Source organism: Alcaligenes sp. GW821-FHT11D07 (assembly GCF_058808495.1).
The window spans coordinates 238,201-263,142 of the sequence record NZ_JBXART010000001.1 but is presented as its reverse complement, the minus strand read 5'-3'; the positions used below and the strand labels follow the sequence as shown (position 1 = coordinate 263,142).

The following is a 24,942-nucleotide window of genomic DNA, read 5'->3' as shown; positions in this document are numbered from 1 at the left end:
TTTTCCTTTCAGTCTTGCTCTGCAATATCGATCGACCACGACGGTCCGAGCTTGAACCGATGTCAGCAACATGATCTGGCGCTTCATGATCCACAGGACCACACCACCCAGACACATTACCGTCCGGCCTGCACTCTTCGACACCCAGTGCGTGCATACAAAAACGTATGCGTTAGCTTGAAACGGAAGTCCTGGCATCCCACGCTTGTGACGCGGCCAGCAACAAAGTTTTTAGGCGCAAAAAACCGGGCGGATGGCCCGGTTAACAGTGCCTCGCTACAATTTGCTCGGATAGGGAGCAAAAACACCTAGTTACTTTACCTTGCCTGCACAAAGCGAGCAACTGTGATTGTTGGTAAAGTGCAAAAAAACAGGCTTAAAGCTTGCATACGTAAAACGATATACTGTCTACCTATGACGAGCTGTCCGGGTATTTTATGGCATCGCCCATTCCACAGTTAAAACAATTCCTGTATAGCCACTATTTTTTCGGTGGACTGCGCCAGTCCATCGGCGTGCTCTTGCCTGTCATTATTTTGGGCCGCTTCTTTGGCCACTATGACATTGGCGTTATTGCATCCATGGGCGCCACCTGTGTCGCCATCATTGACCAGCCCGGTGGCCCACGCCGCAATCGCAATAACGAGATGCTGGGTGGCATTGCTTTGGGCACCATCACGGTGGGTTTGACTGGTCTAGCCTCCAGTTCTCCTCTTTTGCTGGTCCTGTGCGTACCTTTGCTGTGTTTTCTGTACAGCATGTTTTCTGTCTTTGGCCGTCGCGGCGGGCTGATCGGTTTTGCCGCCCTGCTGCTGATGACTTTGACAATGCGCTTTCCCATGGAACCGCAGGAGGTATTGGCCCATACGCTGTATTCTTTTGCGGGGGGCCTGTCCTATTACCTGTTCAGCACCTTGTTCCGGCGTTTGTTCTGGTATCGAGAAGAACGCCAGACTTTGGCCGTCGCCTTGTTTGCCACGGCTGAATACATGGAAGCGCGCTCGCAATTCTATGACCCCACCTCTGATCTGGACGCCTGCTATCGCCGCCTGATCAATCTACAGTCGAATATGACCGAAAAGCATCAGGCCGCACGCGACGTCGTGCTGCGTGAGCTACCACGCGGGCATGGCCGGGGCGACCACCACCGTCGCGCGCTGCTGACCATTTTCTTGAACATGGTCAGCATTCTGGATTCTCTGGTTGCGACGTATACCGACTACACCGTCCTGCGCCGTCAACTGGCACAAAGCGACTTCATGATGTTTGCGCGGGACGGGCTGTACAAGCTGTCTCTTGATATTGGCCGTATCGCCATGAATGTGTCGCGCAGCACTCGCACTACCCGCCGCTCAAGCGTCAAAGCGGAAATCCGAGCCATGGAATACGAGCTGGAAAAATACAAGCGCCAGGGCATGTCGCAAACCGACCCAGAGACCTATGCCCTACTGGTCCAAGTCCTGCGACGTCTGCGCAACCTGAATCGCATTGTTGACAATATGGCCAGCTTGTCTCACCGAGCCAGCCAGAATCTGCCCGTAGATCAGTATCTGAACAAATCCTTGAGCCGGATGTTGTCACGTGAAGAGCTGCGCTTGGGCATGCTGACCAGCAACCTCAAACTGAAGTCCTCGCATTTCCGATATGCGGCCCGCGTCAGTATCGCGTCTATGGTTGCTTTGGGCGTAGGTGCCTTGAGCGCCCACTTTCAGAGCGAACTGGGCTTGGTCAGTGCGCTAACAGCGCACAGTTACTGGATCATTCTGACCATTCTGGTCATCATGAAACCAGGCTTTGCCATTACACGGCAACGCAATGGCTGGCGCTTGTTTGGCACGGTTCTCGGCTGCGCTGCCGCCTTCCTCTTGTTGAAACTGACGGACAACCGTGAGCTCTATCTGATTGCCATGTTGTTGGCCTACTTGCTGGGCAACAGTCTGGTTCAGCTCAATTTCCTGTTGTCTGCGCTGTTCAACACCATTTTTGTGATTCTTTCGTTCCAATTCCTGTCTACTGGGGGCTCGTTCATTATTGGAGAGCGTCTGGTGGATACACTGATTGGCTGCGGTATAGCCATGGCGGCCAGTTACTTGCTGCCCAATTGGGAGTCCAGCGCCATGACGGGTCTGGCCCGCGCTGCTCTGGCGGCCAATCAGGAGTTCTGGCGTGCTGGCCTGGAGTTTGCTCGATTAAGCCGGCTCCACAGCCAAATTATCAAGAACGGCAAAGACGGCGAGTCCGTCATGAGCGATGCCCAAAAAGAGCAGGTAGATCTGGATCTGATGGAGGCCGACACCGCTTGGCAACTCGCCAACAAGAACGTGCACATCGCGTTCAGCAATTTTGCTTCAGCCTTTTATCGCATGATGGACGAGCCCGTCAGTCGCCAGGCCAATGTGTCTTTACTGAATAACCTGCTGATTCAAAACCACGTACTGGCCTCACAAATCAGTGCCGCCGCCCCCTTGCTGGCTAACCTGAACGAGATCCCACCCGGCATCCAGAACTCGCTGGATGCCATCGGCGCTCTGATTAACGATAAGGATGCGGAACCACCCGCCTCTATCGAAACCGAAGGCGAATTAGCTATGTTGGCGTACCCCATCCGCCAGATGGCTAAAGCTGCGCAACTGATACGTCAGGATATGCGTGGGCTGGAATATAGCGCCGGCCCACAACTGCCGCCAGAGCGGAAGCAGGAACTAGAGCAGCAAGGCGCTTAAGCTTAAGCAAGCCCAGCACCAAGGGTAGCGAACTGTTTCGCCTTGTGGACAATCTACCCCGCTGACTCCCCCGGGGTAATCACGGGCACAAAAAAGCCGCGAACAGCTGTCTTAAACAGAGTGCGCGGCATTGTGTCCCTGCTTGAAGACCGGCTTTAAGCCTTGGCGTCTTGCTCTGAACGACGGAATACTAACTTATCGTCGCTCGACAGATCAGGCTGGAATACATAGCCCTCACGATCAAACGCTTTCACACCTTCAATGGTTTGAACACGATTATCGATAACGAAACGAGCCATCAAGCCACGCGCTTTTTTGGCATAGAAGCTGATGATCTTCCAGGCACCGTTTTTCTCGTCCTGGAACACGCACTGCACAACGCGAGCGCGCAGGACCTTTTGATCCACGACTTTGAAATACTCTTCGGAGGCCAGGTTCAGAACGATAGGCTTGGTCTTGACATCTTGGCGCTGGTTCAAATAATCAGAGATACGGCTGCCCCAATAGGCATACAAACTAGCGCCCTGCGGATTCTTCAGACGCGTCCCCATTTCCAGACGGTAAGGACGCATCAAATCCAAGGGGCGCAACGCACCGTAAAGACCGCTCAAAATCACGATGTGATCTTGGGCCCACTTCAGCTCTTTATCCGACAAATCTGTCGCTGCCATGCCCTCATAAACATCGCCGTTGAAGGCCAAAATAGCCTGGCGCGCATTGGAGCGGTCAAACGTCGGTTCCCACTCCTGATAACGCTGCACATTCAAACGTGCCAGATCATCGCTCAGCTTCATCAAGCCCGCAATGTCCTGCTCGGACTGAGTGCGCAAAATATCAATCAAGCCTTGCGCCTGCTCCACAAACAAAGGCTGGGAGTCCAGCTGCGTGCGTACAGGAGAATCGTAATCCAGCTTTTTCGCTGGTGAGAGCAATAACAACATGCGCCTATATCCTTTCTATCCAAACAGATAAAGGGCCCGGCCCCTTATCTGTTCTTATCTATAAAACAAGCTCTGGCAAGGCTTAACGAGCTGTCCAACCACCATCCAGGCTTAATGTCGTACCCGTCATTTGATCGGCAGCAGAAGAAGACAGGAACACCGCGGCGCCACCCAATTGCTCGGGAGTCACAAACTGCAGAGAGGGCTGTTTTTCTGCCAACAGCTCACGGGCAGCGGCTTCGATATCAATGCCTTTTTGCTGGCTGATAGCTTCAATCTGTTTTTCAACCAGAGGGGTGCGAACCCAGCCTGGGCAAATTGCGTTGCAGGTAATTCCTTTGCCCGCATTTTCCAGCGCTGTTACCTTGGTCAAGCCGACCACGCCGTGCTTGGCGGCGACATACGCGGATTTATTGACCGATGCCACCAGACCGTGGGCCGAGGCGATATTGATAATGCGCCCCCAACCCTGCTTTTGCATGATGGGCAAGGCCGCTGCCGTGCCATGAAATACCGCCGACAGATTCAGAGCAATAATCGCATTCCACTTATCCACCGGAAACTCTTCAATTGGCGCAGTGTGTTGAATGCCCGCATTGTTGACCAGAATATCCAGCCCACCCAGGGCTTCTGCCGCTTTGGCAATAAAGTCCCGCGTAGCCTGCGCATCACTCAAGTCCGCATTCAGATAATAGGCTTTGACGCCAAACTTGGACTCCAGTGTGCTGCGCTCGCGCTCGATGTCTTCTGGCTGACCGAAACCATTGATCACCACATCCGCCCCTGCCTTGGCCAACTCGGTGGCCATGGCCAGACCGATACCACTGGTCGATCCTGTTACGACCGCTTTTTTACCTTTCAGCATAGATACCTCGTGAGTATTGACAACGGAGAACTGAAACCCCAAGTGTACTCGCCGCCCAGCACCGTCGGGAACCTCAAAGGAAGCCTTTTGTCCGGGATAGCCACAGCGCACCGTAATCCGCACTCTTACCCGCCCCCTACGTAAATAAGCAGCTCATATATTAAAAATAAAAATCTATTGGTCTCCAATTCATAAGTCAAAGCGGCTAAAAACTTAGGTAAATACCCTAACCCCCACCGCCCTCAGGCCAGAAAAACCCTAAATCAATAAGCTTTCCTAATAGTTAAAGCAAGACTTTTAATTTGTGCCGCGCTCAAGGCCACGCCTATATTGACTGTCATCTATAGGAGATCATCGTGACCGAAACAAAGCACAAACACCTTGCTGTCCAAGAACTTATTAACTCTGCCAAGCAACACACGAAAGCCCCGTTAAACAGGAGCGGGATAGAGGCGGTACTGACGCAGCTGAAGATCATTGCCGCTCAAAAACAATGGTGGTCCGAACACGAGTACCCAGCCCCTACCGAAGGCGAATTGCAGGCACGCTACCTGATTCATGAAGAGCCTGACCAGAGCTATGCGCTGTACTTGAACGTGATGAAGCCTGGAAAAAAAATTGTGCCCCACAACCACACCACATGGGCTTGTATCGCAGCAGTTGAAGGAACGGAGACAAATTATCTTTATGAGCGTTCCGATGACGGCCAACAAGCGGGTTACGCGAAGCTCGAAGAAACAGGCTCAATGAAAGTGGGGCCGGGCCAAGGTATCGCCCTGATGCCCGACGATATTCATGCCGTTCACATAGACGACGACTCGATCCGTCACCTGCATATGTATGGCCTTGCATTAGAGAAACTGGATCAGCGACTAGCTTTTGATACCAGCAATGACAGCTACGCGGTCATGCCCGTTGGCGTCAAAACACGCCGCTAATTCTACTTCGGCACTTTCACGCAACCCTCTGCCACTTTTTCTTTCTGATGACATGAAGCAAGCACACATTCGCCCGGTAAACGCGCACACAGTCAAACAATGGATTCATGGCAAGACAGAACTTGCCCTGCTGGATATTCGTGAACACGGGCAGTTTGGCGAAGATCACCTGTTTTTTGCCACCCCTCTTCCCTATAGCATCCTAGAGAGTCAGGCTCTCAGACTTATACCCCGTCAAGCCGTTCGCATCGCCCTCTACGGCAGTCACTCCGACACCGAGACCGTCATGAATGCAGCACGCGCGCTACAAAGTCTGGGCTATACGGACATCAACTATCTTGAGGGCGGCATCGAGGCCTGGAAGGAAGCGGGCTATGGCACGTTTGCGGGCGTTAACTTACCCAGCAAAACCTTTGGCGAGCTGATCGAGCACAAACAACGTACGCCCAGCATTTCAGCCAAAGCCTTGCATTCTTGGCAGGCAGACCCCAATAAAAAACTCCTTGTTCTGGACGGTCGTCCCATTGACGAGTTCTACAAGATGAATATCCCCGGCGCAATATGTTGCCCTAATGGGGAACTCGCATTACGCGTGCGCAGTATGGTTCAGGATGAAGATACGACAGTTGTGATTAATTGTGCTGGTCGCACGCGCAGTATTATCGGCGCTCAGACACTGATCAACCTGGGGATCCCCAACCCCGTCTATGCCCTGGAAAACGGAACACAAGGCTGGTACCTGGAAGATCTGCAACTGGAACATAAAACCCGCCGCCACTATCCAGAAGACGTAGACCTTCAAGCACTGGATATCGAGCGAGAGCGTGCGCAAACGTTGCGAGCCCACTTTGATATTCCACAGTTGAGCCACTCAGAGCTTCAAAGCCTGCAGCAAGAGAACTTACATAGCCTGTTCATCTGTGATGTACGCAGCAAAACAGAATTTCAAGCAAGCCACTGGCCTGCATACGTTCAGCACACGCCTGGCGGCCAACTTATTCAAGCAACCGACCAATACGTGGGCGTCAGGCGCTCCACAGTAGTATTGTGTGATACCGATGGAATTCGAGCCCCCGTTGTAGCCAGTTGGTTGAAACAGATGGGCTGGAATGTCTACCTTTTGCCTGACCCTGAAAACCTGCGCAAAGACTTACAGACCACCTCGAAAGCCGCACCCTATGCATCAGCCAAACCCTATCCGGCACAAGACTTGCCGACCCTGCTACAACAGCAGCCGGATTTGCTGATCCTGGATGCGCGCCCCAGTATGCAATTTCGCCAGGCCAGCCTTCAAAATGCACGTTGGACAATTCGTCCCACCCTTCAGCAGCAACTGGCCGGAATCGCCCTCCATCGCCCTGTTTTAGTGCTGGCGAATACAGACGCTGTTCTACATAGCTTGGCTTTGGATTTAGAGCAACAAGGCTATCAGTCAGTCTATCTATGCCTGGTCTCAGAGCAAGATATCCAACACGGGCCACTATGGCATCAACATGAAACCGACCCACTCTCAGATGAGCATTGCATTGACTACCTGTTCTTTGTGCACGACAGACATGATGGCAACAAAGAAGCAGCCCGTCGCTATCTGGAATGGGAAACAGGCCTGCTTGCCCAACTGGACGAGCAGGAGCGTCAGGAATTTCTAATTTAAACACCTGCAAGGAGACAAAAAATGAAAACAAAACAAATCACTGCACTTTGGCGTCATGTAGTCATAGGTAGCCTTGCAGCCGCCTGCCTGACTTCTGCTCAAACAGCATCCGCCAATCGGCTCGATGACATAAAAAGTAAAGGCACGCTCGTATGCGGTACACAAAATGCCAGCACCCCCTATGGTTTTCAGGATCCCGCCACGCGACAGTATGCAGGTTATGACGTAGACATTTGCCAAGCAGTCGCCCAACAACTGGGAGTGAAACTGGAACATAAGCCGCTCTCTACGGAGGCACGCATTCCAGAAGTCAAAATGGGTCGGGTCGATATGGTAGCGGGCTCGGTAGCTTGGCTACCCAAACGTGCGCAAGAGGTGGATTTCAGCTATCAGTACCTGGAAGGCCATATTAAGGTTCTGGTTAATAAAGATAGCGGCATCAGCTCCCTGAGCGGACTGGCAGGGAAAAAGGTCTGCGCTTCATCAGGATCAAGCTCAGCTGCCATCGCCAAGGAGGTACTGAAGGACTCTGACGTACTGACTTATCAAAACATTTCCCAATGCTATCTGGGACTTCAAAATGACAAAGTTGTCGGTATGACGGCCGGTGAGCTGGTCTTGAAGCGATTTCTAAATGAGTCACAAAATAGCGATCGGCCTACTGTCTTGATCGAAGAACCGACCTACACCGAGAAAGTCGGCATTATTTTCCAGAAAGGGCAACCGGAACTTGTTGAAGCCGTGAACCAGGCTCTGGTTGCATTGGATCAGTCCGGGGAACTGACGACGATCTATAACAAATGGATGGGGCCCGAGAGCGACTACAACCTGACACGCCACTTTATCGTTGGCCCCATCGAAAGTGGTGTCAATTAACCCAGCCAAGCCGTCTCACCCCACACAAAGAGGGGCCTTGCCCCTTCCCCCCACATCATGGATTTATCTTTCTCTCTGTTAGCCGACCCGGAAAACACGAGCCTGCTCGTGCAAGGAGTAGGCACGAGCCTGCGGCTGTTTGTCGGTGCTCTGGCAGGTGGGTTTGCCATGGCGTTCCTGTTGTCAGCCCTGGGCTTGATCAACTGGCGACCCTTGCAATGGCTCATCACACTGTACGTTGAATATCACCGCAATGTACCCACAGTCGTCCAAATCATGGTCTGGTATTTCGGCATGCCTGAAATCCTGCCCAAAGCCTTGCGACTATGGATTAATCAAGGCGACACCGAATTTTCTTTTGCCTTGATCGCCTTGTCTTTGAACGTGAGTGCCTATTACTACGAGGACCTTCGTGCTGGCATCAAAGCCATTGCAGGCTCCCAAGCAGAAGCTGCCCGCTCAGTGGGTTTGAGCGCGGCGCAAAGCCTACGCTATGTTCTCTTGCCTCAAGCCGTACGCTACGCCATCCCTCCCTTTGTAAATCGTTCGCTGATCTTATTCAAAGATACAAGTCTTGCCATGGTGATAGGCGTCACCGAGTTGTCCTACCAAGTTAAGCGCATTGAAAACGAAACATTCCAGACCTTTCAGGTGTTTCTGGTAGCAACCATCATCTATCTATGCATCTCCTTGCTGATAGCCACTGCAGGCGCCCTACTATCACGCCGCTTTCCCGCTAATTTTCAACGTTAAGGAGGCCTAAATGCTAGCGTTTCTCGACACTTATGGCCTCATGCTGTTGATTGGCTCTTGGCCCAATGGCCCAATAGGCGGGTTTGCCGGTACTTTGATTCTGGCGGGCCTGGGTATTTTGGGAGCTTTCCCTATCGCTTTACTGGTGGGCATCGCTCGCACATGTTCCTGCAAACCCATCTGGATGCTTGCCAGTTCATGGGTCTATCTGTTCCGGTCCGTGCCACTGATCATGATCATTTTCTGGGCCTACTTTCTATTGCCCACCTTGATCGGCACCGAAATCCCGCCCTTTTCCACCGCTTTGGCAGCCATCATTATTTATGAATCCGCATTTTTAGCGGAAATTGTTCGGGCAGGACTGCAATCCTTGCCTCGTGGGCAGGCTGAAGCCTCGCGAGCAGCCGGCTTAAGCTATACCCAAACCCTACTGTTCATTCAGTTGCCTCAGGCACTGAGCACGATGATTCCGTCATTGCTGAACCAGTTTGTTTCAACCATCAAGGCCACGTCCATTGTCTACATTATTGGCGTTCAGGAGGCCACCTATGCGGCGCAGCAGGTCAATGGCCTGGAACTGACAAACACCTTGCGCACCTATCTGATTCTGGCCCTTTTCTATTTTCTACTCTGCGCGCTCCTATCTCATTTTGCAAAACGACTCGAAAAACATCTGCAAAACAAACGATTAGGTACCGCGTTTTAACCCTTTGCACTCAGGAGACAACTATGATTCGCTTTGAAGGCGTCAACAAATGGTACAAGCAGTACCAAGCTCTCAATAACATCAACGGTCAGATCAATAAAGGAGAGGTGCTGGTTGTATGCGGCCCCTCAGGATCCGGCAAATCCACCATGATCCGCACCATCAATCGCCTGGAAGAAATCCAACAAGGTGCCATTTATATTAATGACACCGACGTCAGCGCCAAAAATAACAATATCAATCAGATCAGAGCCAAAATAGGCTTTGTATTCCAGCACTTCAACCTTTTTCCGCATCTCTCGGTACGCGACAACATTGCCTTGGCACCCATTAAGGTCAATGGCCTTTCCAAAGACCAAGCCTACGCCTTAGCCGACGAACTATTGGAAAAAGTAGGTCTGCACGCCAAGCGCGAGGCAATGCCCGCCAACCTGTCTGGGGGCCAGCAACAACGCGTAGCCATTGCCCGCGCCCTGGCCCAGCGCCCGCCCGTCATTCTCTTTGATGAACCCACTAGTGCTTTGGACCCGGAGATGGTCGGCGAGGTGTTGTGCGTGATGAAATCCTTGGCCCAAGAAGGGCTGACAATGGTCTGCGTAACTCATGAAATGGGATTCGCGCAAGAGGTAGCTGATCGAATCTGGTTTATGGATAAAGGCGAAATCCTAGAAGATAGTCGACCTGAACAGTTCTTTTCCCAACCTAAGCATGACCGCGCGCGTAAGTTTCTTTCTGACATTCTGCATTGAAGTACTCGCCACTAAAAACCATCAAGGCAGCCGGAAGGCTGCCTTGATGGTTTTTGTGTCAGGATCTCAACAGATCATAGATACTGAAAAGCCTGCTCTAAATCCGCAATCAAATCTTGCGGATCTTCCAGCCCTATGTGCAATCGCACAACAGGACCATAGGCTGACCAATCAGTTTGACTACGCGCAACCGATAAATCAGCAAGAGCAGCCAGGCTTTCATACCCGCCCCACGAAGCCCCCAGGCCAAACAACTGTAAAGCGTCAAGCATCGCTGTAACTTGCTGCTCAGACGCCCCTGCCACAGCAAATGACAATAAGCCATTGCCTCCTTGGCAATCGCGCAGCCATAAAGCGTGCCCAGGGTCTTGCGGCAACACAGGGCTAAACAACTGAGTCACCACACTTTGCTCCGACAGCCACCGCAAAACTTGTTCAGCATGTTGCTGATGCATCTGCAAGCGAGCCCGTAAACTTCGTATGCCGCGCAACACAAGCCAGGCGTCATCAGGGCTGACCGTCATGCCCAAAGCCTCACTCATACGATTGAGCGGTTCCCAATGTGTTTCCTGAGTACACACTGATCCCATCATGACATCTGAATGACCGCCCAAATACTTCGTGGCTGCCATCACTGAAATGTCCGCCCCCAAGGCCAGGGGATGATACAAGACCCCTGAACCCCAGGTGTTATCAGCCACCAATAAGAGATTACGTTGCCGCGTAAACGCGGCAAGAGCCGGCAAGTCCAGCATCTCGTAGACCAGGGAACCCGGGCTTTCCACATAGACCATGCGAGTATTGCTTTGAACTAAATCCGTCAAATCCGCATGCTGCGCACTGAAAAAACTATAACTAATCCCATAGGCAGCTAAAAACTCAGTGCCTAAGGCCCGTACTGGCAAATACGTGCAGTCGCTGATCAATACATGGTCCCCTGGTCGCAAATAGCTCAGGAACACCATGGCAATTGCAGCCAAGCCGGTTGGATACAAACGAGTGCGGTACCCCCCTTCCAACTCCGTCACCATATCCTCCAGTGCGAAAGTCGTTGGTGTGCCACGCGCACCATACGTAAAAAGCCGCTCACTGGAGCGGCGCTTTCGCACATCCTGCCAATCTTGCATGCTGTCAAAAACCACTGTGCTGGCGCGAACCAAAGGAGGATTAACCGCTTTGCCCACATGCCCAGCCTCATATTTGCCTGCATGCACCAAACGTGTCCCCGTCTGAAGTTTTCTTGTTTTCATGATAGTTTGAGCCACCTATGACGCTGGTCTGTGGCCTTATCTCCTGGTACTTTTCAATATATATATCAATCAACTACTATATTGACTATAGGCGGGTGCCAGGTCTTCCACAAATTAAACCTGGGGGTTAATCCATAAGTTTTTTTAATAATTAAAGGGATAAAACGTGCGCAATTTGGATCTGGACCTGCTACGGACCCTAGTAACCATAGAAAAGACTAGCACCTTCTCCGGCGCAGCAGAGCAATTGCATAAAACGCAATCGGCCGTCACCCAGCAAATGCAGCGCCTAGAAAGCCAACTGGAGGTGAGCCTATTCCAAAAACAAGGCCGTCACCGTATTTTGACCGCTCAAGGCAAGCAACTTGCCAATTACGCACGACGCTTACTGGCGATCAATGACGAGGCAATGCGCACCATAGGGCAGAAGCAAATGGAAGGTGAAATACGGTTTGGTGCGCCTTTGGACGTGGCCGACACCTTGCTCCCTCCCATTCTGACCTTTATTGCGCAGCAAGCTCCTCGGGTACGCCTTGAGATCCGCGTCGACCGTAGTCCCTTCTTAATGGATGCTCTGGAGGCTGGTGAGCTGGACATGACCATTTCTACACGCCATGACACCAGACTGAATGGTTTCAGCTTACGCACCACGCCCACAGCCTGGATATGCGCCGCCGATTATGTGCTGAATATGCATGCGCCCCTAGCCTTGATTCTGGCAGATGAGCCCAGCATTTTTCGTCGTATTGCCTTGGAAGCGCTCAGCCATACCAAATTGAGCTGGCATATTAACTACCTGGCCCCCACCTTGGTTGGCATTAAAGCTGCTGTACGCGCGGGACTGGGCATGACAGCGCGCAGCGTGGAGTTTCTTGAGCCCGATATGCGCATCCTTGGCGAAACCAATGGCTTGCCTCCTCTGCCCCCAGTGACCTACATGCTCTGGGCACGCAAAGACACCATCAGCCCACTAACGCTTAATCTATTTGAAATTCTGAAAGAGAAATTCAGCCAAGAGGATGCACAGCTCAACGCTTGATGATGCGCTCAATAACAGTGCGGCTAAAAAACCTTGCCCCTAAAGGTCGTGTCCCGACAAAGAAATGACGCGGCCCTGAGGCCAGAAAACAAAAAAGCCCTTGAATAATCAAGGGCTTTTCAAATTCTATGTGGCGGACAGGGTGGGATTCGAACCCACGGTACGCTTGCACGTACGCCTGATTTCGAGTCAGGTACATTCGACCACTCTGCCACCTGTCCGCGATTGCTTATATGGTTACAAGCAAGCCCATAAATATAGAGGAAAGGAAGCGCTTTGACAAGCACTAAAGACAAATAGCACATGCGCGGAACAAAGCCTTTTGAGCATAGTCTTGGAAGGCCGTCCCAAAGACTGCTTTCCAATCAAGGGTTTACCCTTTATTTCGGCCCAATTCGCTTGTTCGCACTGTTAGCCAGGCCTATATTGAAAGCACACCTTGATGCATCGCAGCCCTGCCCTTAGTGGCAGTCCTTGTAATTCCAGTGTTGTTGGCTGGACTTGATAAAAGGAATTGTTATGCAAACCTTTCAGTGGATTATCGACGCCAACGGCGATGGCATTTACAGCCTGAACGAAATTCTCCAGACCATGCGCTGGGCATTTCGTATACCGGGAAGTCTTGTTGTAGAGACTTTAGGCTCCGTCCCCGTTCTCTCTGACCTTCTACGTATTCAAGCCTCGGATGCAACCGGTTATGCGTCCTTGCGGGGTGGTTTGGTCAATATCCTGTCTCTGTTCTTCTGGGCCGTACTCTGCCTCTGGTTTTTGGAAAGCAATTCCAAGCCCCGAGCAGAACCTGCACAGCGCAAAGCACGGCATGCCCCCCACCTGCATCAACAAGTGGATTCCGTGCACGGACGGCAGCTTCACGCTAACTACAGCCGCCGCCCTATTCGTCACCGGCAGGTTGAACGCCACACCTTCTAAGCCCTGTTTTGCCCTTCCTGCCGATAGGCAGGGGTGCACATGTGTTAAGAAAGGTAAACCATACGCACGGGTCCTATGACCCGTGTTGCGTTTGGAAGTGCTTTGGCAGGATTGCCTAACGTTTGAGGCACCGGTTCCGGGCAACAATCGCTGCAGCTTGAATCACTAGAGGTGCAGCATATGAAAAAGCTACTTTTAGCCGGTTTGATGGCCCTGAGCACCAGCGCAGCATCTGCTGGCGGCGTGAATGTGGACATCAATGTCGGCATTCCCGGCTTTGGTTTCGGGCCCGTGTATCATCCTCCCGCCCACATTGTGGAGCGCCCTGTCTACGTCGCCCCACCGCCCGTGGTCTACCATCCTCCACGCTATGTCTATCGACCTGGCTATGTGGAATACGGACGCTCCAATAAAGAGTGGCGTAAAGAGCAACGACGTGCACACAAGCGCTGGCGCAAGCAGCAGGAGCGTTACTGGGATGATTGATTCTTTTGCAGGAAACGAGCCATAAAAAAGGGCTGAGGACCACAACGGTCATCAGCCCTTTGCTATTTAAGCAACTACTTACTGAGCAGGAACCAGACGCTCCAGGCCACCCATATAAGGACGCAATGCCTTGGGCACAATCACGCTGCCGTCTTCTTGCTGATGATTCTCCAGCACAGCAACCAGAGCACGACCAACGGCCAAGCCCGAGCCATTTAGCGTGTGCACAAATTCTGGACGTGCCTTGCTGTCTGCGCGGAAACGAGCTTGCAGACGACGAGCCTGAAAAGCCTCGCAGTTCGATACCGAGGAAATCTCACGGAAGGTATCTTGGGCGGGCAGCCACACTTCCAGATCATAGGTTTTAGCCGCCGAAAAGCCCATATCGCCTGTGCACAGCTGCACAACACGGTAAGGCAGTTCCAGGGCTTGCAACACATGTTCGGCGTGGCCGACCATGGACTCCAAGGCCTCGTACGACTGTTCAGGGTGAACAATCTGCACCATTTCCACTTTGTCGAATTGGTGCTGACGAATCACACCGCGCGTATCACGCCCACCACTACCCGCTTCCGAGCGGAAGCAAGGGGAATGGGCTGTCAGGCGGATAGGCAGTTCGTCACCCGGCAGGATTTCGTCGCGCACCATGCCGGTCAAGCTGATTTCGGATGTCGAAATCAGGTACAGGTCTTCAGGCTTGGATTCTGCTGGCTCGGCCGACTCGCTGTCCTGGCCACCTTTAGTAACCCAGAACATATCGTCCTTGAACTTAGGTAACTGACCCGTGCCGTACAAGGTAGAAGCGTTCACGATATAGGGGGTGTAGCACTCGGTGTAGCCATGCTTTTCCACCTGCGTGTCCAGCATGAACTGGGCCAAGGCGCGGTGCAAGCGGGCCAGAGGGCCACGCAGAACCATGAAGCGGGCACCTGCCAACTTACGGGCCGACTCAAAGTCCAGACCTAGCTTTTCACCCAGATCGACGTGGTCGCGCGGCTCAAACGTAATGTGAGCAGGCTTGCCCTGATCGTCTTTAGGGCCGGGAATCCAGCGGCGCACTTCCACGTTGTCGTCTTCGGACTCACCCACTGGCACGCTTTCGTGGGGCAGATTAGGAATGGTGGCGAACCAGGAGGACAGCTCGGTCTGCACTTGGGACAAGTCTTGCTCCAGCTGCTTCAGGCGCACAGGAATCTGCTGGGATTGAGCCAATGCTTCGCTGGCGTCCTCGCCTTTGGACTTGAGCTGGCCGATACGTTTGGCCAAGGCATTGCGCTCGGCCTGCAAGGTTTCGGTCTCGACCTGCACAGCCTTGCGCTGGGCCTCCAACTGCTGGAAACGCTCCGTGTCAAATTGCACGCCACGTTTAGCCAAGCCCTGTACCAGCGGCTCCAAGTCTTTGCGTAATTGGTTCAGATCTAACATTTAATAGCCATATAGGTGATGGTTCAATCCCGATTGATGCAATGATTTTAACCACAAGCCACTGCAAGCGCAGCAGGGGTCGGGCATCATGATCACGATCGGGAGCCTGATAAATAAAGGACGGTTGTGTGCCCTGCCCGCCCTTATACGTCTTTTTTGCCTGCTTGCTCGTCCAACTGACGCAAGCGTTCCATTTTTTCGCCAATCTTGATTTCCAGCCCTCTGGGCACGGGTTGATACCAGCGCGGCTCGGGAATACCTTCGGGCAGATAAGTCTCGCCTGCGGCATAAGCATTAGGCTCATCATGGGCATAGCGATAAGCATGACCATGCCCCAGCTCCTTCATAAGCTTGGTGGGCGCGTTGCGCAAATGCACAGGCACCTCGCGACTTTTATCCTGTTTCACGAAGGCTCGGGCCTGGTTATAAGCCATATAACCCGCATTGCTCTTGGCGGCGATCGCTAAATAAATTACCGCCTGCCCCAAGGCCAGCTCACCTTCCGGACTGCCTAAACGCTCGAACGTTAAAGCCGCTTCGTTAGCAATCTGCATGGCACGAGGGTCGGCCAGACCGATATCCTCCCAGGCCATACGAATGATGCGTCGGGACAGATAGCGCGCATCAGCCCCACCATCCAGCATACGGGTCAGCCAATACAGCGCAGCATCAGGATTGGAGCCACGCACCGATTTATGCAGTGCAGAAATCTGGTCATAGAAATTATCACCACCCTTGTCAAAACGCCTGGAATTCAAAGTCAGGGCATTTTGCAGAAAGTCCGTAGTGACGACGTCGGTGCCGGAGGTCTTGGCTGCCGTATGAGTCTGCTCCAGCAAATTCAAAAAGCGCCGGGCATCGCCGTCGGCATAGCCCACCAAAGTATCCACAGCCTGTTCATCAAACGTCAGGCCATCCAGCGCATTTTGCTCTTGCACGCGGCCCAGCAGTTGCTTAAGCTCCTCGTCCGTTAGCGATTTGAGCACATAGACCTGCGCCCGCGACAGCAAGGCGGAGTTCACCTCGAACGACGGGTTTTCTGTAGTTGCGCCAATAAAGGTGACCAAGCCACTTTCGGCATACGGCAACAAAGCGTCTTGCTGGGACTTGTTGAAACGGTGAATTTCATCCACAAACAGGATGGTGTGTTTGCCCAGCGCCAGATTGTGCTCTGCCTGCTCCATCGCAGCACGAATGTCTTTGACGCCGGAGAACACGGCCGACAAAGCGATGAACTCGCACTCAAAAGCACTGGCTGTCAAACGGGCCAGCGTGGTTTTACCGACACCCGGCGGCCCCCAAAAAATCATGGAATGCGCTTTGCCGGATTGAAAGGCCAAACGCAGTGGTTTGCCCTCTCCCAATAGATGAGACTGCCCCACCACCTGATCCAGTGTTTTGGGACGCAAAGCTTCGGCTAGCGGCGCAGCGGGTTCCTGTGCGAACAGATCACGCATGGCTATCGCCCTTCCTAAAATGGCAAGACCTGGCCAAGCGGACCAGGTCTGTATTGAAAACTTGATTGGCAAGAACCTGGCAAACGCAAGCTCTTGCTACAGCTGCACGAACACCATTCGTGCATCAAGGCATGGATACGACATCAACCCCGGCGGGTGCCTTGAAGTTGAATGTGCCTGAAGTAATCCGAGGATTAGGTTCCAGACCGGTGAAGTCGATAAACGTGGTTTGGCCGAAAGAGTCATGCAGCTCCAGACGGCGTGGCTCGCGGCCCTTAAAGCCAATATCAACATAGGCAAAGCCGGCATCACTTTGCAAGGGTGTGGCCCGTAGCCATTCCAGCCCATCACGCGCTGCTTGATCAGCCAAGCGGAAGGACTCTTCCAGATTGCCTGTGCCAAACAAGATGGCGGCAGGCGAAGCACCAATGGATTGATCCACGCCGCGCTCGGTAACTTGTGCCAGGTCCGGATCGTATTGATAGAGCAGCTTGCCATCAGACACCACTAGCTGCTCATAGGGACGTTGCACATGCCATTTGAATTGGCCGGGACGTTGAAAGACGAACTGACCGGACTGCGGGGCCCCTTTGGACTGTCCATTACCGTCTACGGTGCGCTGGGAAAACTCGCCCTGGGCGGCCCGCACATCTTGCGCAAAAGAGCGCAATTGCTCACTGGCAGAGGCCCCCATTGTCAATGCAGGGGTTGCGGCCAGCAGCATGCTGACCAGCAGTGTCTTAATCTTCATCTTTGGCACCTCCTGCGGGGACCAGAATTTCACGGTTTCCGTTAGGCTGCATGGCCGATACCAGTCCAGCCTGCTCCATTTGCTCCAGGAGCCGCGCAGCCCGGTTGTATCCGATACGCAAATGACGCTGCACCGAGGAAATAGAGGCGCGGCGATTTTTGATAATGACTTGTACGGCTTGATCGTAAAGCGGATCGGCCTCAGCATCGGCCATCCCCGTAATCGGGTTAACGCCCTCGCCGCTTTCGCCTTCGACGGTGCCTTCCAGCAAGCCCTCGATGTAATCCGGCTCTCCGTGCTCTTTCAAGTGCTCGACGACGCGGTGAACCTCATCATCGCTGACAAAGGCGCCGTGAACCCGTTTGGGCAGACCCGTGCCTGGGGGCAGATACAGCATATCGCCCTGGCCCAACAGGGTCTCTGCACCCATCTGATCCAGAATGGTGCGCGAGTCAATCTTGGAGGACACCTGGAAAGCGATACGCGTGGGGATGTTGGCCTTGATCAAGCCGGTAATCACATCCACGCTGGGGCGCTGAGTAGCCAGAATCAAATGAATACCCGCAGCACGCGCTTTCTGTGCCAGACGGGCGATCAGTTCTTCGATCTTTTTACCCTGCACCATCATCAGGTCAGCCAGCTCGTCGATAACTACCACGATCATGGGCAAGACCGACAATGGCTCGGGTGCATCCGGCGTCAGCGAAAACGGATTCGCAATAGGCTCTTCACGCTTTTGCGCGTCACGAATCTTGGTATTGAAACCGGCCAGATTGCGCACACCCATCTTGCTCATCAGGCGGTAACGTTTTTCCATCTCGGCCACACACCAGTTCAAGGCGTTGGAAGCCAGACGCATATCCGTCACTACCGGAGCCAACAAGTGTGGAATGCCTTCGTAGACACTCATTTCCAGCATTTTTGGGTCAATCAGAATCAGACGCACATCTGCCGGATCTGCTTTATAGAGCAGAGACAGAATCATGGCGTTAATCCCCACCGACTTACCCGAACCTGTTGTACCCGCCACCAACAAGTGGGGCATTTTGGCCAAGTCCGCCACCACAGGCTTGCCAGCGATGTCCTTACCCAAAGCCATCGTCAAGAGCGATGCACTGCTGTGATAAGTCTGGGAGCCCACAATTTCCTCCAGCCGCACCATTTGGCGACGAGGGTTAGGCAACTCCAGGCCCATCAGGTTTTTACCTGGGATGGTCTCAACCACACGAATACTGACAAGGCTCAAAGCACGGGCCAGGTCTTTGGCCAGATTCACGATCTGGCTACCTTTGACACCCGTAGCCGGTTCGATTTCATAGCGAGTAATGACCGGGCCTGCCTGGGCGGCCACCACAGTGACCGAGACCCCAAAGTCGGACAGTTTCTTTTCGATCAGGCGCGAGGTGAATTCAATCGTTTCCTGCGATACGGTCTCTACATTGTCAGTGGCCGGGTCCAGCAAGGACAAAGGAGGCAAATCGCCCGCCTCTCCCGCCTGACGCGGTGCTTTGAACAATATCTGCTGTTTTTCTTTTTCGACGCGCTCTGACTTAGGCACGGCCACAAAGGCGGGCTCGATGCGCACGGGCTGCTCATGGACCAGTTGCTCTTGCTTGGCCACCACGCTTTCGCTGCGCTCGGCTCGTTTGACCTCGCCCACACGACGATCCTGCCGCGCAGACCACAAGCTCATCACGCGACGGATGGCACCTTCAATCAGCCCGCCCAGGCGTTCGGCCAGCGTCAGCCAGGAGAAACCGAAGAACAAACTGGCTCCACCGGCCAGCAGCCCCATCAGCACTAAAGTGGCACCGCCAAAGCCTATCGAAGTTACTAATAGTTGCGATAATAATTGACCTAACTGCCCTCCGGCCCCGGCTGGCAGTTGCCATTGCTGACCCAGCTCTTTAAAGAACAGGGCTTCCAGGCCCATGCTGCCCAGAAACAAAAAGGCAAAACCAATGCCAATTTCCCAGCGCACACGAGGCAAAACATCCTCGTTTTTCTTGCTGGGTAACAACAAGGCGGTCAGACGATAAAAGCCGACAGCCACGCGCTGCACCAGCAGCACGACCCAGAGCCAGGACGTCAAACCGAACAGAAACAAGAGGAAGTCGGCAATATGGGCACCAAAGATGCCGCCGCCGTTTTGGGTTATTCCCGAATGCACAGAGTGCGACCAGCCGGGATCACCCGGGTCCCAGGTCGCCAGTACCAGACCAAGCCAGGCCGCCAAAGCGGCAAAGATAATCCATCGAGCCTCGCGCAGCAGCCCTGTCAGGCGCTGCTGCAGGGCCGAGGGCCCATTGCGCACATTTTTCGATGACCGGGACGAACGAGGGGATGTTGCAGGTATTCTTGCCATGGACTCATTATAATTGGAGATCGTCTTTTTCGGATTTTCTGTGATGTCGACTACTAAGCACGCAAAAGTACTCATTCTGGGCTCAGGCCCGGCCGGCTATACCGCAGCGATCTACGCAGCCCGCGCCAACCTCAACCCCGTTTTGGTCACTGGCATGGAGCAAGGTGGCCAACTGATGACCACCACGGACGTGGATAACTGGCCAGCCGATGCCCAAGGCGTCCAGGGACCTGATCTTATGGCACGTTTCCAGGCTCATGCGGAACGATTCGAAACAGAATTAATCTTTGACATGGTGTCGTCGGTTGATCTGTCCACTCGTCCACTGACCCTGCACGGTGATAGTGGCACAGTCTACACCTGCGATTCGCTGATTATCGCGACTGGTGCTTCGGCTCAATACCTGGGTCTGCCTACAGAACAAGAGTTCATGGGTCGCGGCGTATCGGGTTGTGCAACATGTGACGGCTTCTTCTACAAGAACCAGGACGTCGCTGTGGTCGGTGGTGGTAATACTGCCGTGGAAGAAGCCCTGTACCTGTCCAATATCTGTAAAACCGTCACCCTGATCCACCGTCGTGACACATTCCGTTCCGAGCCCATCTTGACCGACAAGCTGATGGATCGCGTGAAAAACGGCAATATTCGCCTGAAATTGCATAGCGAATTGCAAGAAGTGCTGGGCGATGCTTCGGGTGTAACGGGCGCTCGTCTGATCAACAATCAGACGCAAGCAACTGAAGACCTGGATGTAACGGGCGTATTTATCGCCATTGGCCACAAACCAAATACCGGCCTGTTTGAAGGCAAGCTGGACATGCACGACGGCTACATCACCACCCGTAGCGGTTTGCAAGGCATGGCCACCATGACTTCCGTGCCTGGCGTTTTTGCCGCAGGCGACGTGCAGGACAATATTTATCGTCAGGCAATTACCAGCGCCGCCACTGGCTGCATGGCTGCCTTGGATGCACAGCGCTGGTTGGATGAAAACAAGTAAGCCTAAAGCCGTAGGCCGTAGCCTGACAGACCTGAAAAAGTTGCAGCATCAGGTCCGCCAGGATCTCAGCCCTTCACCTGTACCGGCCCGTCCCCAAGCTCGCAAGCGTCCCCGTCCACCCGATCCGGGCGGCAAAGTAGTGCAAGCTGCTTCCAGGACTGCGAACACTATAGAAGAAACTGCCTCTTCCCTGGACCCGGTCGATAGAGCCTGGCTACGCCAGTCCCTGCGCGATGTCGCGCCCTTGAGGAAACGCGGTCAAAGCATGGCCATGACACGCCCGGCTGCCAGTGCTGAGCAACTGGAGCAACGCCGTCGCCATGCGGTCGGCGCCCCGGCCAACGCCCCTGCTTTGCCTCAAGCCTCAGACCAGTACGTCAGCGTACAGAGCGAGAGCAACGATTTGCGGCACTTGCGACAAGGCTGCGGCCCTGATGTCTTGCGTGATCTGGAAAAGAATCGCTGGCCTATTGAATCCAGCCTGGATTTACACGGCTCGGATCTGGAACAGGCCCGCGAAAGGCTGGATAACTTTCTGCGCTCCTGTCTGGAGCATGGTGTGCGCTGTGTACGCATTGTGCACGGCACCGGTTACGGGTCGCGTAATGGCGAGCCTGTTTTGCGTCATGCCGTGCGTCGCTGGCTGACTCAATTGCCCACTGTGCTGGCTTATGTGGAATGTGCGCCCAATGAAGGCGGGCAAGGTGCAGTCAAACTCGTTTTGCAGGCCATGTCTGATCACGGCGTTTGATTTCTACTGCTTTTCGTTCAGGTATAAAAAAGGCCAGCTTTCGCTGGCCTTTTTTTTGTTGTTGTTATGTTGTACTGCATATTGCTTTTATAATAGTGACCGATTTAGTTCGGTCTTTATTGCCCAGCTACGCGGGCTATGTCTCCTCACCTGCATGAAACGTATTGTGCCCCATTTATAAAGCTGTCACACTTAGGGAATGCACTGATACCCGCATGGCAAGAATTCATCAGCCCCTGCGCTAACATCTTGTCACTTTGCCGCAGTGTCCTGAGCCTTCACGGCACGCTTCAAAAACACCTGCATTTCTTTCTCTGCCTGCTTATCGCCCTGCTCCTGGGCAATCTCCACCCCTTTTTCCAGCACTTCCTGAGCCTGTTTGAATTGCTCCAGGTTGACCAAGACCCGTCCCAGCAATTTCCAGGCAGCGGTGTAACGTGGATTCATTTCCACCGCTTTGGACAAATGCTCGCGGGCAAGCTCTAAATCCCCATCGCCCATACAAGCATTACCCAAGCCAAAGCGCAGCAAGGCGTTATCTTTACCTGATGCCAACAGTTGTTCCAATCCTTCGCGCATAATCCCGTGCCCTTTAAAACAAACCAGTTTTTGTGGTGCTGCATTCAATCAGTTCTGATTGAATCTTCCAACTCACCACCCTGGACAGCAAGATGGCCGCCACTATTAGGCGGCAGCCATCAACGATAGAGCTTCATTTTGTACCACGGAACAAGCAGCCTACCGGCAGCAACCTAAGCACAGTGGGCCCATCACAGGAGCAGTCTTGGCGGGAATCTAGGCCAGATCGCCTTGCAAGACACCCTGGCTGACGACTTCCTGGCCGTCCAGACTGACCGTGCAATTGCGCATCGGGTAATCGAAGTGGCAGTCGGAGAAACGACCCGCTGCTGGATTGGCTCCGGTGGAAAACAGGAAGTTACCGGCAAAGGCCCGCAGCTCCGTACCATTGGTGTCGCGCTTGTCGTACATGGCTAAAGAATCCCATCGAGCCGCTGGCGCCATCCCCCATCCCACGTGGCTGACTGCGTAGGCATCTTTATCGTTCCAGCTGGCGTAATAGGAACGGATCAAATCAGCATCCACGCCCTTACCCTCAATTGCTACGACATAATCGTTTTCAATCCGCAAGGTCACGGCTGACTCCAGATAGCGCTTGAACGTCAGGTTCACATCCCCGCTGTCCAGCACCAAGGTGCCATTCACGCTGCCATTGCTGGGGTAGCAAATGCACAGACCCGCTGGCCAATAGCCAAAGCTGCCGGGCTTATCCGCAATACCTGCACTGCCCCGCCCGATTACTCCAGCCAAGCTGATCGTCAGATCGGTACCGGCCTCTGAGCGTACGTGCATCACACTCGCGTCAGTAATCAGTTTCCCGCCGATGTCACATTTGCTTTGCAGGTACGGACTAGGTTTGACCCGTTCCAAAATTTCGGGGTGCTCGTCGCTGATCATCATGATGCGAGCTCCTTTAGCCAGCAAAGCAGCGCGCTCCGGCGAATGCAACAGCCCCTCTACTGTGCAATCCACGATGAACTGGCTTGCCGCCAGGGCCTGAACAATGGGGTCCATACCTTCCAGGGCCAAGGACGTACCGGTAGAGCGCAAGGCAATATTGCTTTTCAAACGCGGCGAGACCAACTTTACATGGCACACCCGCGCGCCCATTTGCGTCAACGCCAGTTCGGCCAGCTCAGCCAAAACGGAGCGGGATTGCGTTTCGGACAAGACCACGGCCAGTTCACCGGGCTGCACCTTGCACAGCCCAAACACTTCTACAAAATCAGCAATCCACTTGCCTTCAATATGCTCGCGCAACATCTCACTACTCCTGATAAATTCACAAAAGCGCTGACTTCCATCTCGGTAAGTCAGCGCCACAAGCCATCGTCTTAGTCGTGCAAATCTTTGCCCTTGGTCTCGGGCGAAGCGATCGTGGCCCACAAGGCCAAAACGCACAGGCCAATCAGATACCAGTCAAAAACCTGCTTTTGATTAATAGAGTGCAGCCAAGCCTGCAGATAGGGAGCGGTGCCGCCGGTCAAGGCTCCCGCAACGGAGTACGGCAAGCCCATGGCCACGGCGCGAATACGAGTCGGAAACTGTTCGGGGAAAAAGGCCGGCATGATGGCCGTGGGAGCAGAGATCAACAGCATGCCACCTGCCATGAACACCACCAGACGCCAGATTTCGCCCTGCCCGCCGGTCAGTACCATCGTCAAAGGGATGATGCTGATGATGGAGCCGATGGAGAAAAAGTACCAATTCGCCTTACGCCCATAACGATCAGAGAAAGCGCCCCAAAAGATCAGGCACAGGATCAGGAACAGATTCGCCCCGACTCCAACCCACATCACCTTGGCCGCAGGCATCCCCAAAGAGGTGATCGCGAAGGTGGGGGCCATGATTGCCCAGACGTAATACAGCACCGTGCCACCTGCCGAGAGCGCAAAGACACGTAAACAGGCCGTACGATATTTCCAGACCTCTGCCCAGAAAGCGCGTGCGCTGGGGCGGGCAGTTTTGCCCGATGCCGCGGCTGCCGCCTGACGAGCCTTGAACATGGGCGTTTCATCCAGCCTTCTGCGCAAATACAACGCATACACCCCTAGGGCACCGCCCAGCACAAAGGGCACCCGCCAGGCCCAGGCGCGAACCGTGTCCTCGCCCAGCACGCTGGTCAGACAAGCGCTCAAAAGTACCGCCGCCAGCACCCCGATGGTGACGAACACGAACACCGAGGAAGACCACAAGCCACGCCTTTTGGCAGGGGCCATTTCTGTAACGTAGGTGAACGAGGACACCACCTCCCCACCGTGACCAATCCCCTGCAGCAAGCGCCCAAGCAGAAGGAACAAGGCCGCCATCGGCCCCACCATGTCATAGGTGGGCGAAACACCGATGACCAGACTGCCCAAGGCGGTGATCAGCATGGACAAGGTCATGGTGAAGCGTCGACCTTTACGGTCCGCCAACCAGCCAAAAAAGATGCCCCCTAAGGGCCGCATGAAAAAACCGACCGCAAATACGGCCAGGGTTCCCAGCAAGGCGGCCAGCGGGTCCTCGCTATGGAAAAACTGCTTGGCAAAATAGGCTGCAAAAATGGAATAGGCCGTCCAGTCATACCACTCCAGGGCGTTACCGGCCCCTACCCCCAAAATAACGCGTCGACGCTGCGCGGCGGTCAACGACTGCTCGCGCAAAGCTGGTGTATGTGCGTCCAAAAGATGTCCCCTTCACTGTGGTTTAATTTTTTTACTTC

At 53.8% G+C, this 24,942-nt stretch carries 22 protein-coding genes and 1 tRNA gene; 12 read left to right on the top strand and 11 right to left on the bottom strand.

Annotation, left to right across the window (positions count from 1 at the left end):
• Positions 1 to 437 precede the first annotated feature (437 nt).
• Positions 438 to 2,723: an FUSC family protein gene (locus AC1RSM_RS01185; protein WP_492928673.1), complete on the top strand. Its 2,286-nt coding sequence runs from the start codon at positions 438 to 440 to the stop codon at positions 2,721 to 2,723.
• A gap of 155 nt (positions 2,724 to 2,878) precedes the next feature.
• Here AC1RSM_RS01185 and yaaA read toward each other — a convergent pair whose 3' ends face one another.
• Positions 2,879 to 3,664, bottom strand: coding sequence for a peroxide stress protein YaaA (gene yaaA / locus AC1RSM_RS01180; protein ID WP_492928671.1), 786 nt, complete (start codon positions 3,662 to 3,664; stop codon positions 2,879 to 2,881).
• A gap of 82 nt (positions 3,665 to 3,746) precedes the next feature.
• A complete protein-coding gene (locus tag AC1RSM_RS01175; protein ID WP_492928667.1) occupies positions 3,747 to 4,529 on the bottom strand; it encodes a 3-hydroxybutyrate dehydrogenase in 783 nt (260 codons plus the stop codon).
• A 353-nt stretch (positions 4,530 to 4,882) separates the two neighbouring features.
• On the opposite strand from AC1RSM_RS01175, the gene AC1RSM_RS01170 reads away from it, so the two are divergent.
• From AC1RSM_RS01170 to AC1RSM_RS01145, 6 genes are read left to right on the top strand one after another with little or no spacing between them, the layout of a single operon-like run.
• Complete coding sequence (locus tag AC1RSM_RS01170; protein WP_492931404.1) at positions 4,883 to 5,467, top strand: cysteine dioxygenase family protein; 585 nt, start codon at positions 4,883 to 4,885, stop codon at positions 5,465 to 5,467.
• A gap of 52 nt (positions 5,468 to 5,519) precedes the next feature.
• A complete protein-coding gene (locus tag AC1RSM_RS01165) occupies positions 5,520 to 7,121 on the top strand; it encodes a rhodanese-like domain-containing protein (protein WP_492928664.1) in 1,602 nt (533 codons plus the stop codon).
• A gap of 21 nt (positions 7,122 to 7,142) precedes the next feature.
• Positions 7,143 to 7,997: an ABC transporter substrate-binding protein gene (locus AC1RSM_RS01160; protein ID WP_492928663.1), complete on the top strand. Its 855-nt coding sequence runs from the start codon at positions 7,143 to 7,145 to the stop codon at positions 7,995 to 7,997.
• Positions 7,998 to 8,054: 57 nt separating this feature from the next.
• On the top strand, positions 8,055 to 8,750 hold the full coding sequence (locus AC1RSM_RS01155) for an amino acid ABC transporter permease (RefSeq protein WP_492928660.1): 696 nt from the start codon (positions 8,055 to 8,057) through the stop codon (positions 8,748 to 8,750).
• Positions 8,751 to 8,760: 10 nt separating this feature from the next.
• Positions 8,761 to 9,456, top strand: coding sequence for an amino acid ABC transporter permease (locus AC1RSM_RS01150; RefSeq protein ID WP_492928658.1), 696 nt, complete (start codon positions 8,761 to 8,763; stop codon positions 9,454 to 9,456).
• A gap of 23 nt (positions 9,457 to 9,479) precedes the next feature.
• Positions 9,480 to 10,205 (top strand): amino acid ABC transporter ATP-binding protein, encoded by a 726-nt coding sequence (locus AC1RSM_RS01145; RefSeq protein WP_492928656.1) that lies wholly within the window; start codon positions 9,480 to 9,482, stop codon positions 10,203 to 10,205.
• 74 nt (positions 10,206 to 10,279) lie between these two features.
• Here AC1RSM_RS01145 and metC read toward each other — a convergent pair whose 3' ends face one another.
• Complete coding sequence (metC, locus tag AC1RSM_RS01140) at positions 10,280 to 11,455, bottom strand: cystathionine beta-lyase (RefSeq protein WP_492928654.1); 1,176 nt, start codon at positions 11,453 to 11,455, stop codon at positions 10,280 to 10,282.
• A gap of 166 nt (positions 11,456 to 11,621) precedes the next feature.
• Here metC and AC1RSM_RS01135 point away from each other — a divergent pair, with 166 nt between their 5' ends.
• Positions 11,622 to 12,494, top strand: coding sequence for a LysR substrate-binding domain-containing protein (locus AC1RSM_RS01135; RefSeq protein ID WP_492928652.1), 873 nt, complete (start codon positions 11,622 to 11,624; stop codon positions 12,492 to 12,494).
• A gap of 131 nt (positions 12,495 to 12,625) precedes the next feature.
• Here the strand turns inward: AC1RSM_RS01135 and AC1RSM_RS01130 are convergent.
• Positions 12,626 to 12,715: transfer RNA gene (locus AC1RSM_RS01130), tRNA-Ser, on the bottom strand.
• Between the two features lie 298 nt (positions 12,716 to 13,013).
• On the opposite strand from AC1RSM_RS01130, the gene AC1RSM_RS01125 reads away from it, so the two are divergent.
• Positions 13,014 to 13,424 (top strand): hypothetical protein, encoded by a 411-nt coding sequence (locus tag AC1RSM_RS01125; RefSeq protein ID WP_492928650.1) that lies wholly within the window; start codon positions 13,014 to 13,016, stop codon positions 13,422 to 13,424.
• Positions 13,425 to 13,604: 180 nt separating this feature from the next.
• Positions 13,605 to 13,910 (top strand): hypothetical protein, encoded by a 306-nt coding sequence (locus AC1RSM_RS01120; protein ID WP_492928648.1) that lies wholly within the window; start codon positions 13,605 to 13,607, stop codon positions 13,908 to 13,910.
• A gap of 78 nt (positions 13,911 to 13,988) precedes the next feature.
• Here AC1RSM_RS01120 and serS read toward each other — a convergent pair whose 3' ends face one another.
• The 4 genes from serS to AC1RSM_RS01100 all read right to left on the bottom strand — a co-directional run bounded on the left by serS (position 13,989) and on the right by AC1RSM_RS01100 (position 19,908).
• Positions 13,989 to 15,335 (bottom strand): serine--tRNA ligase, encoded by a 1,347-nt coding sequence (serS, locus tag AC1RSM_RS01115; protein ID WP_492928646.1) that lies wholly within the window; start codon positions 15,333 to 15,335, stop codon positions 13,989 to 13,991.
• A gap of 143 nt (positions 15,336 to 15,478) precedes the next feature.
• Positions 15,479 to 16,792 carry a replication-associated recombination protein A gene (locus tag AC1RSM_RS01110; protein ID WP_492928644.1) on the bottom strand — a complete coding sequence of 438 codons (1,314 nt, stop codon included), beginning with the start codon at positions 16,790 to 16,792 and terminating at the stop codon, positions 15,479 to 15,481.
• Positions 16,793 to 16,916: 124 nt separating this feature from the next.
• Positions 16,917 to 17,543 carry an outer membrane lipoprotein chaperone LolA gene (gene lolA, locus AC1RSM_RS01105; protein ID WP_492928642.1) on the bottom strand — a complete coding sequence of 209 codons (627 nt, stop codon included), beginning with the start codon at positions 17,541 to 17,543 and terminating at the stop codon, positions 16,917 to 16,919.
• Complete coding sequence (locus tag AC1RSM_RS01100; RefSeq protein ID WP_492928641.1) at positions 17,533 to 19,908, bottom strand: DNA translocase FtsK; 2,376 nt, start codon at positions 19,906 to 19,908, stop codon at positions 17,533 to 17,535. The genes lolA and AC1RSM_RS01100 overlap by 11 nt, the downstream gene beginning before the upstream one ends.
• 43 nt (positions 19,909 to 19,951) lie before the next feature.
• Between AC1RSM_RS01100 and trxB the strand changes: the two genes are divergently transcribed.
• Together trxB and AC1RSM_RS01090 are read left to right on the top strand one after the other, a co-directional pair.
• A complete protein-coding gene (gene trxB, locus AC1RSM_RS01095; RefSeq protein WP_492928639.1) occupies positions 19,952 to 20,908 on the top strand; it encodes a thioredoxin-disulfide reductase in 957 nt (318 codons plus the stop codon).
• Positions 20,895 to 21,659 carry a Smr/MutS family protein gene (locus tag AC1RSM_RS01090; protein WP_492928637.1) on the top strand — a complete coding sequence of 255 codons (765 nt, stop codon included), beginning with the start codon at positions 20,895 to 20,897 and terminating at the stop codon, positions 21,657 to 21,659. Before trxB ends, AC1RSM_RS01090 begins: the two co-directional genes overlap by 14 nt.
• A 252-nt stretch (positions 21,660 to 21,911) precedes the next feature.
• On the opposite strand, the gene AC1RSM_RS01085 is transcribed toward AC1RSM_RS01090, so the two are convergent.
• The 3 genes from AC1RSM_RS01085 to AC1RSM_RS01075 form a co-directional block, all read right to left on the bottom strand.
• Positions 21,912 to 22,238 (bottom strand): tetratricopeptide repeat protein, encoded by a 327-nt coding sequence (locus AC1RSM_RS01085; RefSeq protein WP_492928635.1) that lies wholly within the window; start codon positions 22,236 to 22,238, stop codon positions 21,912 to 21,914.
• Positions 22,239 to 22,454: 216 nt separating this feature from the next.
• Positions 22,455 to 23,501, bottom strand: coding sequence for a 2,5-dihydroxypyridine 5,6-dioxygenase NicX family protein (locus AC1RSM_RS01080; RefSeq protein WP_492928633.1), 1,047 nt, complete (start codon positions 23,499 to 23,501; stop codon positions 22,455 to 22,457).
• Positions 23,502 to 23,572: 71 nt separating this feature from the next.
• Entirely contained in the window at positions 23,573 to 24,904 is a 1,332-nt protein-coding gene (locus AC1RSM_RS01075) for an MFS transporter (RefSeq protein ID WP_492928631.1), read from the bottom strand.
• Between the last annotated feature and the right edge of the window lie 38 nt (positions 24,905 to 24,942).

What these genes read in the sequence shown, in the direction of transcription:
- AC1RSM_RS01185 (WP_492928673.1), top strand. Translation starts at nt 438, where the DNA reads ATGGCATCGCCCATTCCACAGTTAAAACAATTCCTGTATAGCCACTAT.
- yaaA (WP_492928671.1), bottom strand. Translation starts at nt 3,664, where the DNA reads ATGTTGTTATTGCTCTCACCAGCGAAAAAGCTGGATTACGATTCTCCT.
- AC1RSM_RS01175 (WP_492928667.1), bottom strand. Translation starts at nt 4,529, where the DNA reads ATGCTGAAAGGTAAAAAAGCGGTCGTAACAGGATCGACCAGTGGTATC.
- AC1RSM_RS01165 (WP_492928664.1), top strand. Translation starts at nt 5,520, where the DNA reads ATGAAGCAAGCACACATTCGCCCGGTAAACGCGCACACAGTCAAACAA.
- AC1RSM_RS01160 (WP_492928663.1), top strand. Translation starts at nt 7,143, where the DNA reads ATGAAAACAAAACAAATCACTGCACTTTGGCGTCATGTAGTCATAGGT.
- AC1RSM_RS01155 (WP_492928660.1), top strand. Translation starts at nt 8,055, where the DNA reads ATGGATTTATCTTTCTCTCTGTTAGCCGACCCGGAAAACACGAGCCTG.
- AC1RSM_RS01150 (WP_492928658.1), top strand. Translation starts at nt 8,761, where the DNA reads ATGCTAGCGTTTCTCGACACTTATGGCCTCATGCTGTTGATTGGCTCT.
- AC1RSM_RS01145 (WP_492928656.1), top strand. Translation starts at nt 9,480, where the DNA reads ATGATTCGCTTTGAAGGCGTCAACAAATGGTACAAGCAGTACCAAGCT.
- metC (WP_492928654.1), bottom strand. Translation starts at nt 11,455, where the DNA reads ATGAAAACAAGAAAACTTCAGACGGGGACACGTTTGGTGCATGCAGGC.
- AC1RSM_RS01125 (WP_492928650.1), top strand. Translation starts at nt 13,014, where the DNA reads ATGCAAACCTTTCAGTGGATTATCGACGCCAACGGCGATGGCATTTAC.
- AC1RSM_RS01120 (WP_492928648.1), top strand. Translation starts at nt 13,605, where the DNA reads ATGAAAAAGCTACTTTTAGCCGGTTTGATGGCCCTGAGCACCAGCGCA.
- serS (WP_492928646.1), bottom strand. Translation starts at nt 15,335, where the DNA reads ATGTTAGATCTGAACCAATTACGCAAAGACTTGGAGCCGCTGGTACAG.
- AC1RSM_RS01110 (WP_492928644.1), bottom strand. Translation starts at nt 16,792, where the DNA reads ATGCGTGATCTGTTCGCACAGGAACCCGCTGCGCCGCTAGCCGAAGCT.
- lolA (WP_492928642.1), bottom strand. Translation starts at nt 17,543, where the DNA reads ATGAAGATTAAGACACTGCTGGTCAGCATGCTGCTGGCCGCAACCCCT.
- AC1RSM_RS01100 (WP_492928641.1), bottom strand. Translation starts at nt 19,908, where the DNA reads ATGGCAAGAATACCTGCAACATCCCCTCGTTCGTCCCGGTCATCGAAA.
- trxB (WP_492928639.1), top strand. Translation starts at nt 19,952, where the DNA reads ATGTCGACTACTAAGCACGCAAAAGTACTCATTCTGGGCTCAGGCCCG.
- AC1RSM_RS01090 (WP_492928637.1), top strand. Translation starts at nt 20,895, where the DNA reads ATGAAAACAAGTAAGCCTAAAGCCGTAGGCCGTAGCCTGACAGACCTG.
- AC1RSM_RS01085 (WP_492928635.1), bottom strand. Translation starts at nt 22,238, where the DNA reads ATGCGCGAAGGATTGGAACAACTGTTGGCATCAGGTAAAGATAACGCC.
- AC1RSM_RS01080 (WP_492928633.1), bottom strand. Translation starts at nt 23,501, where the DNA reads ATGTTGCGCGAGCATATTGAAGGCAAGTGGATTGCTGATTTTGTAGAA.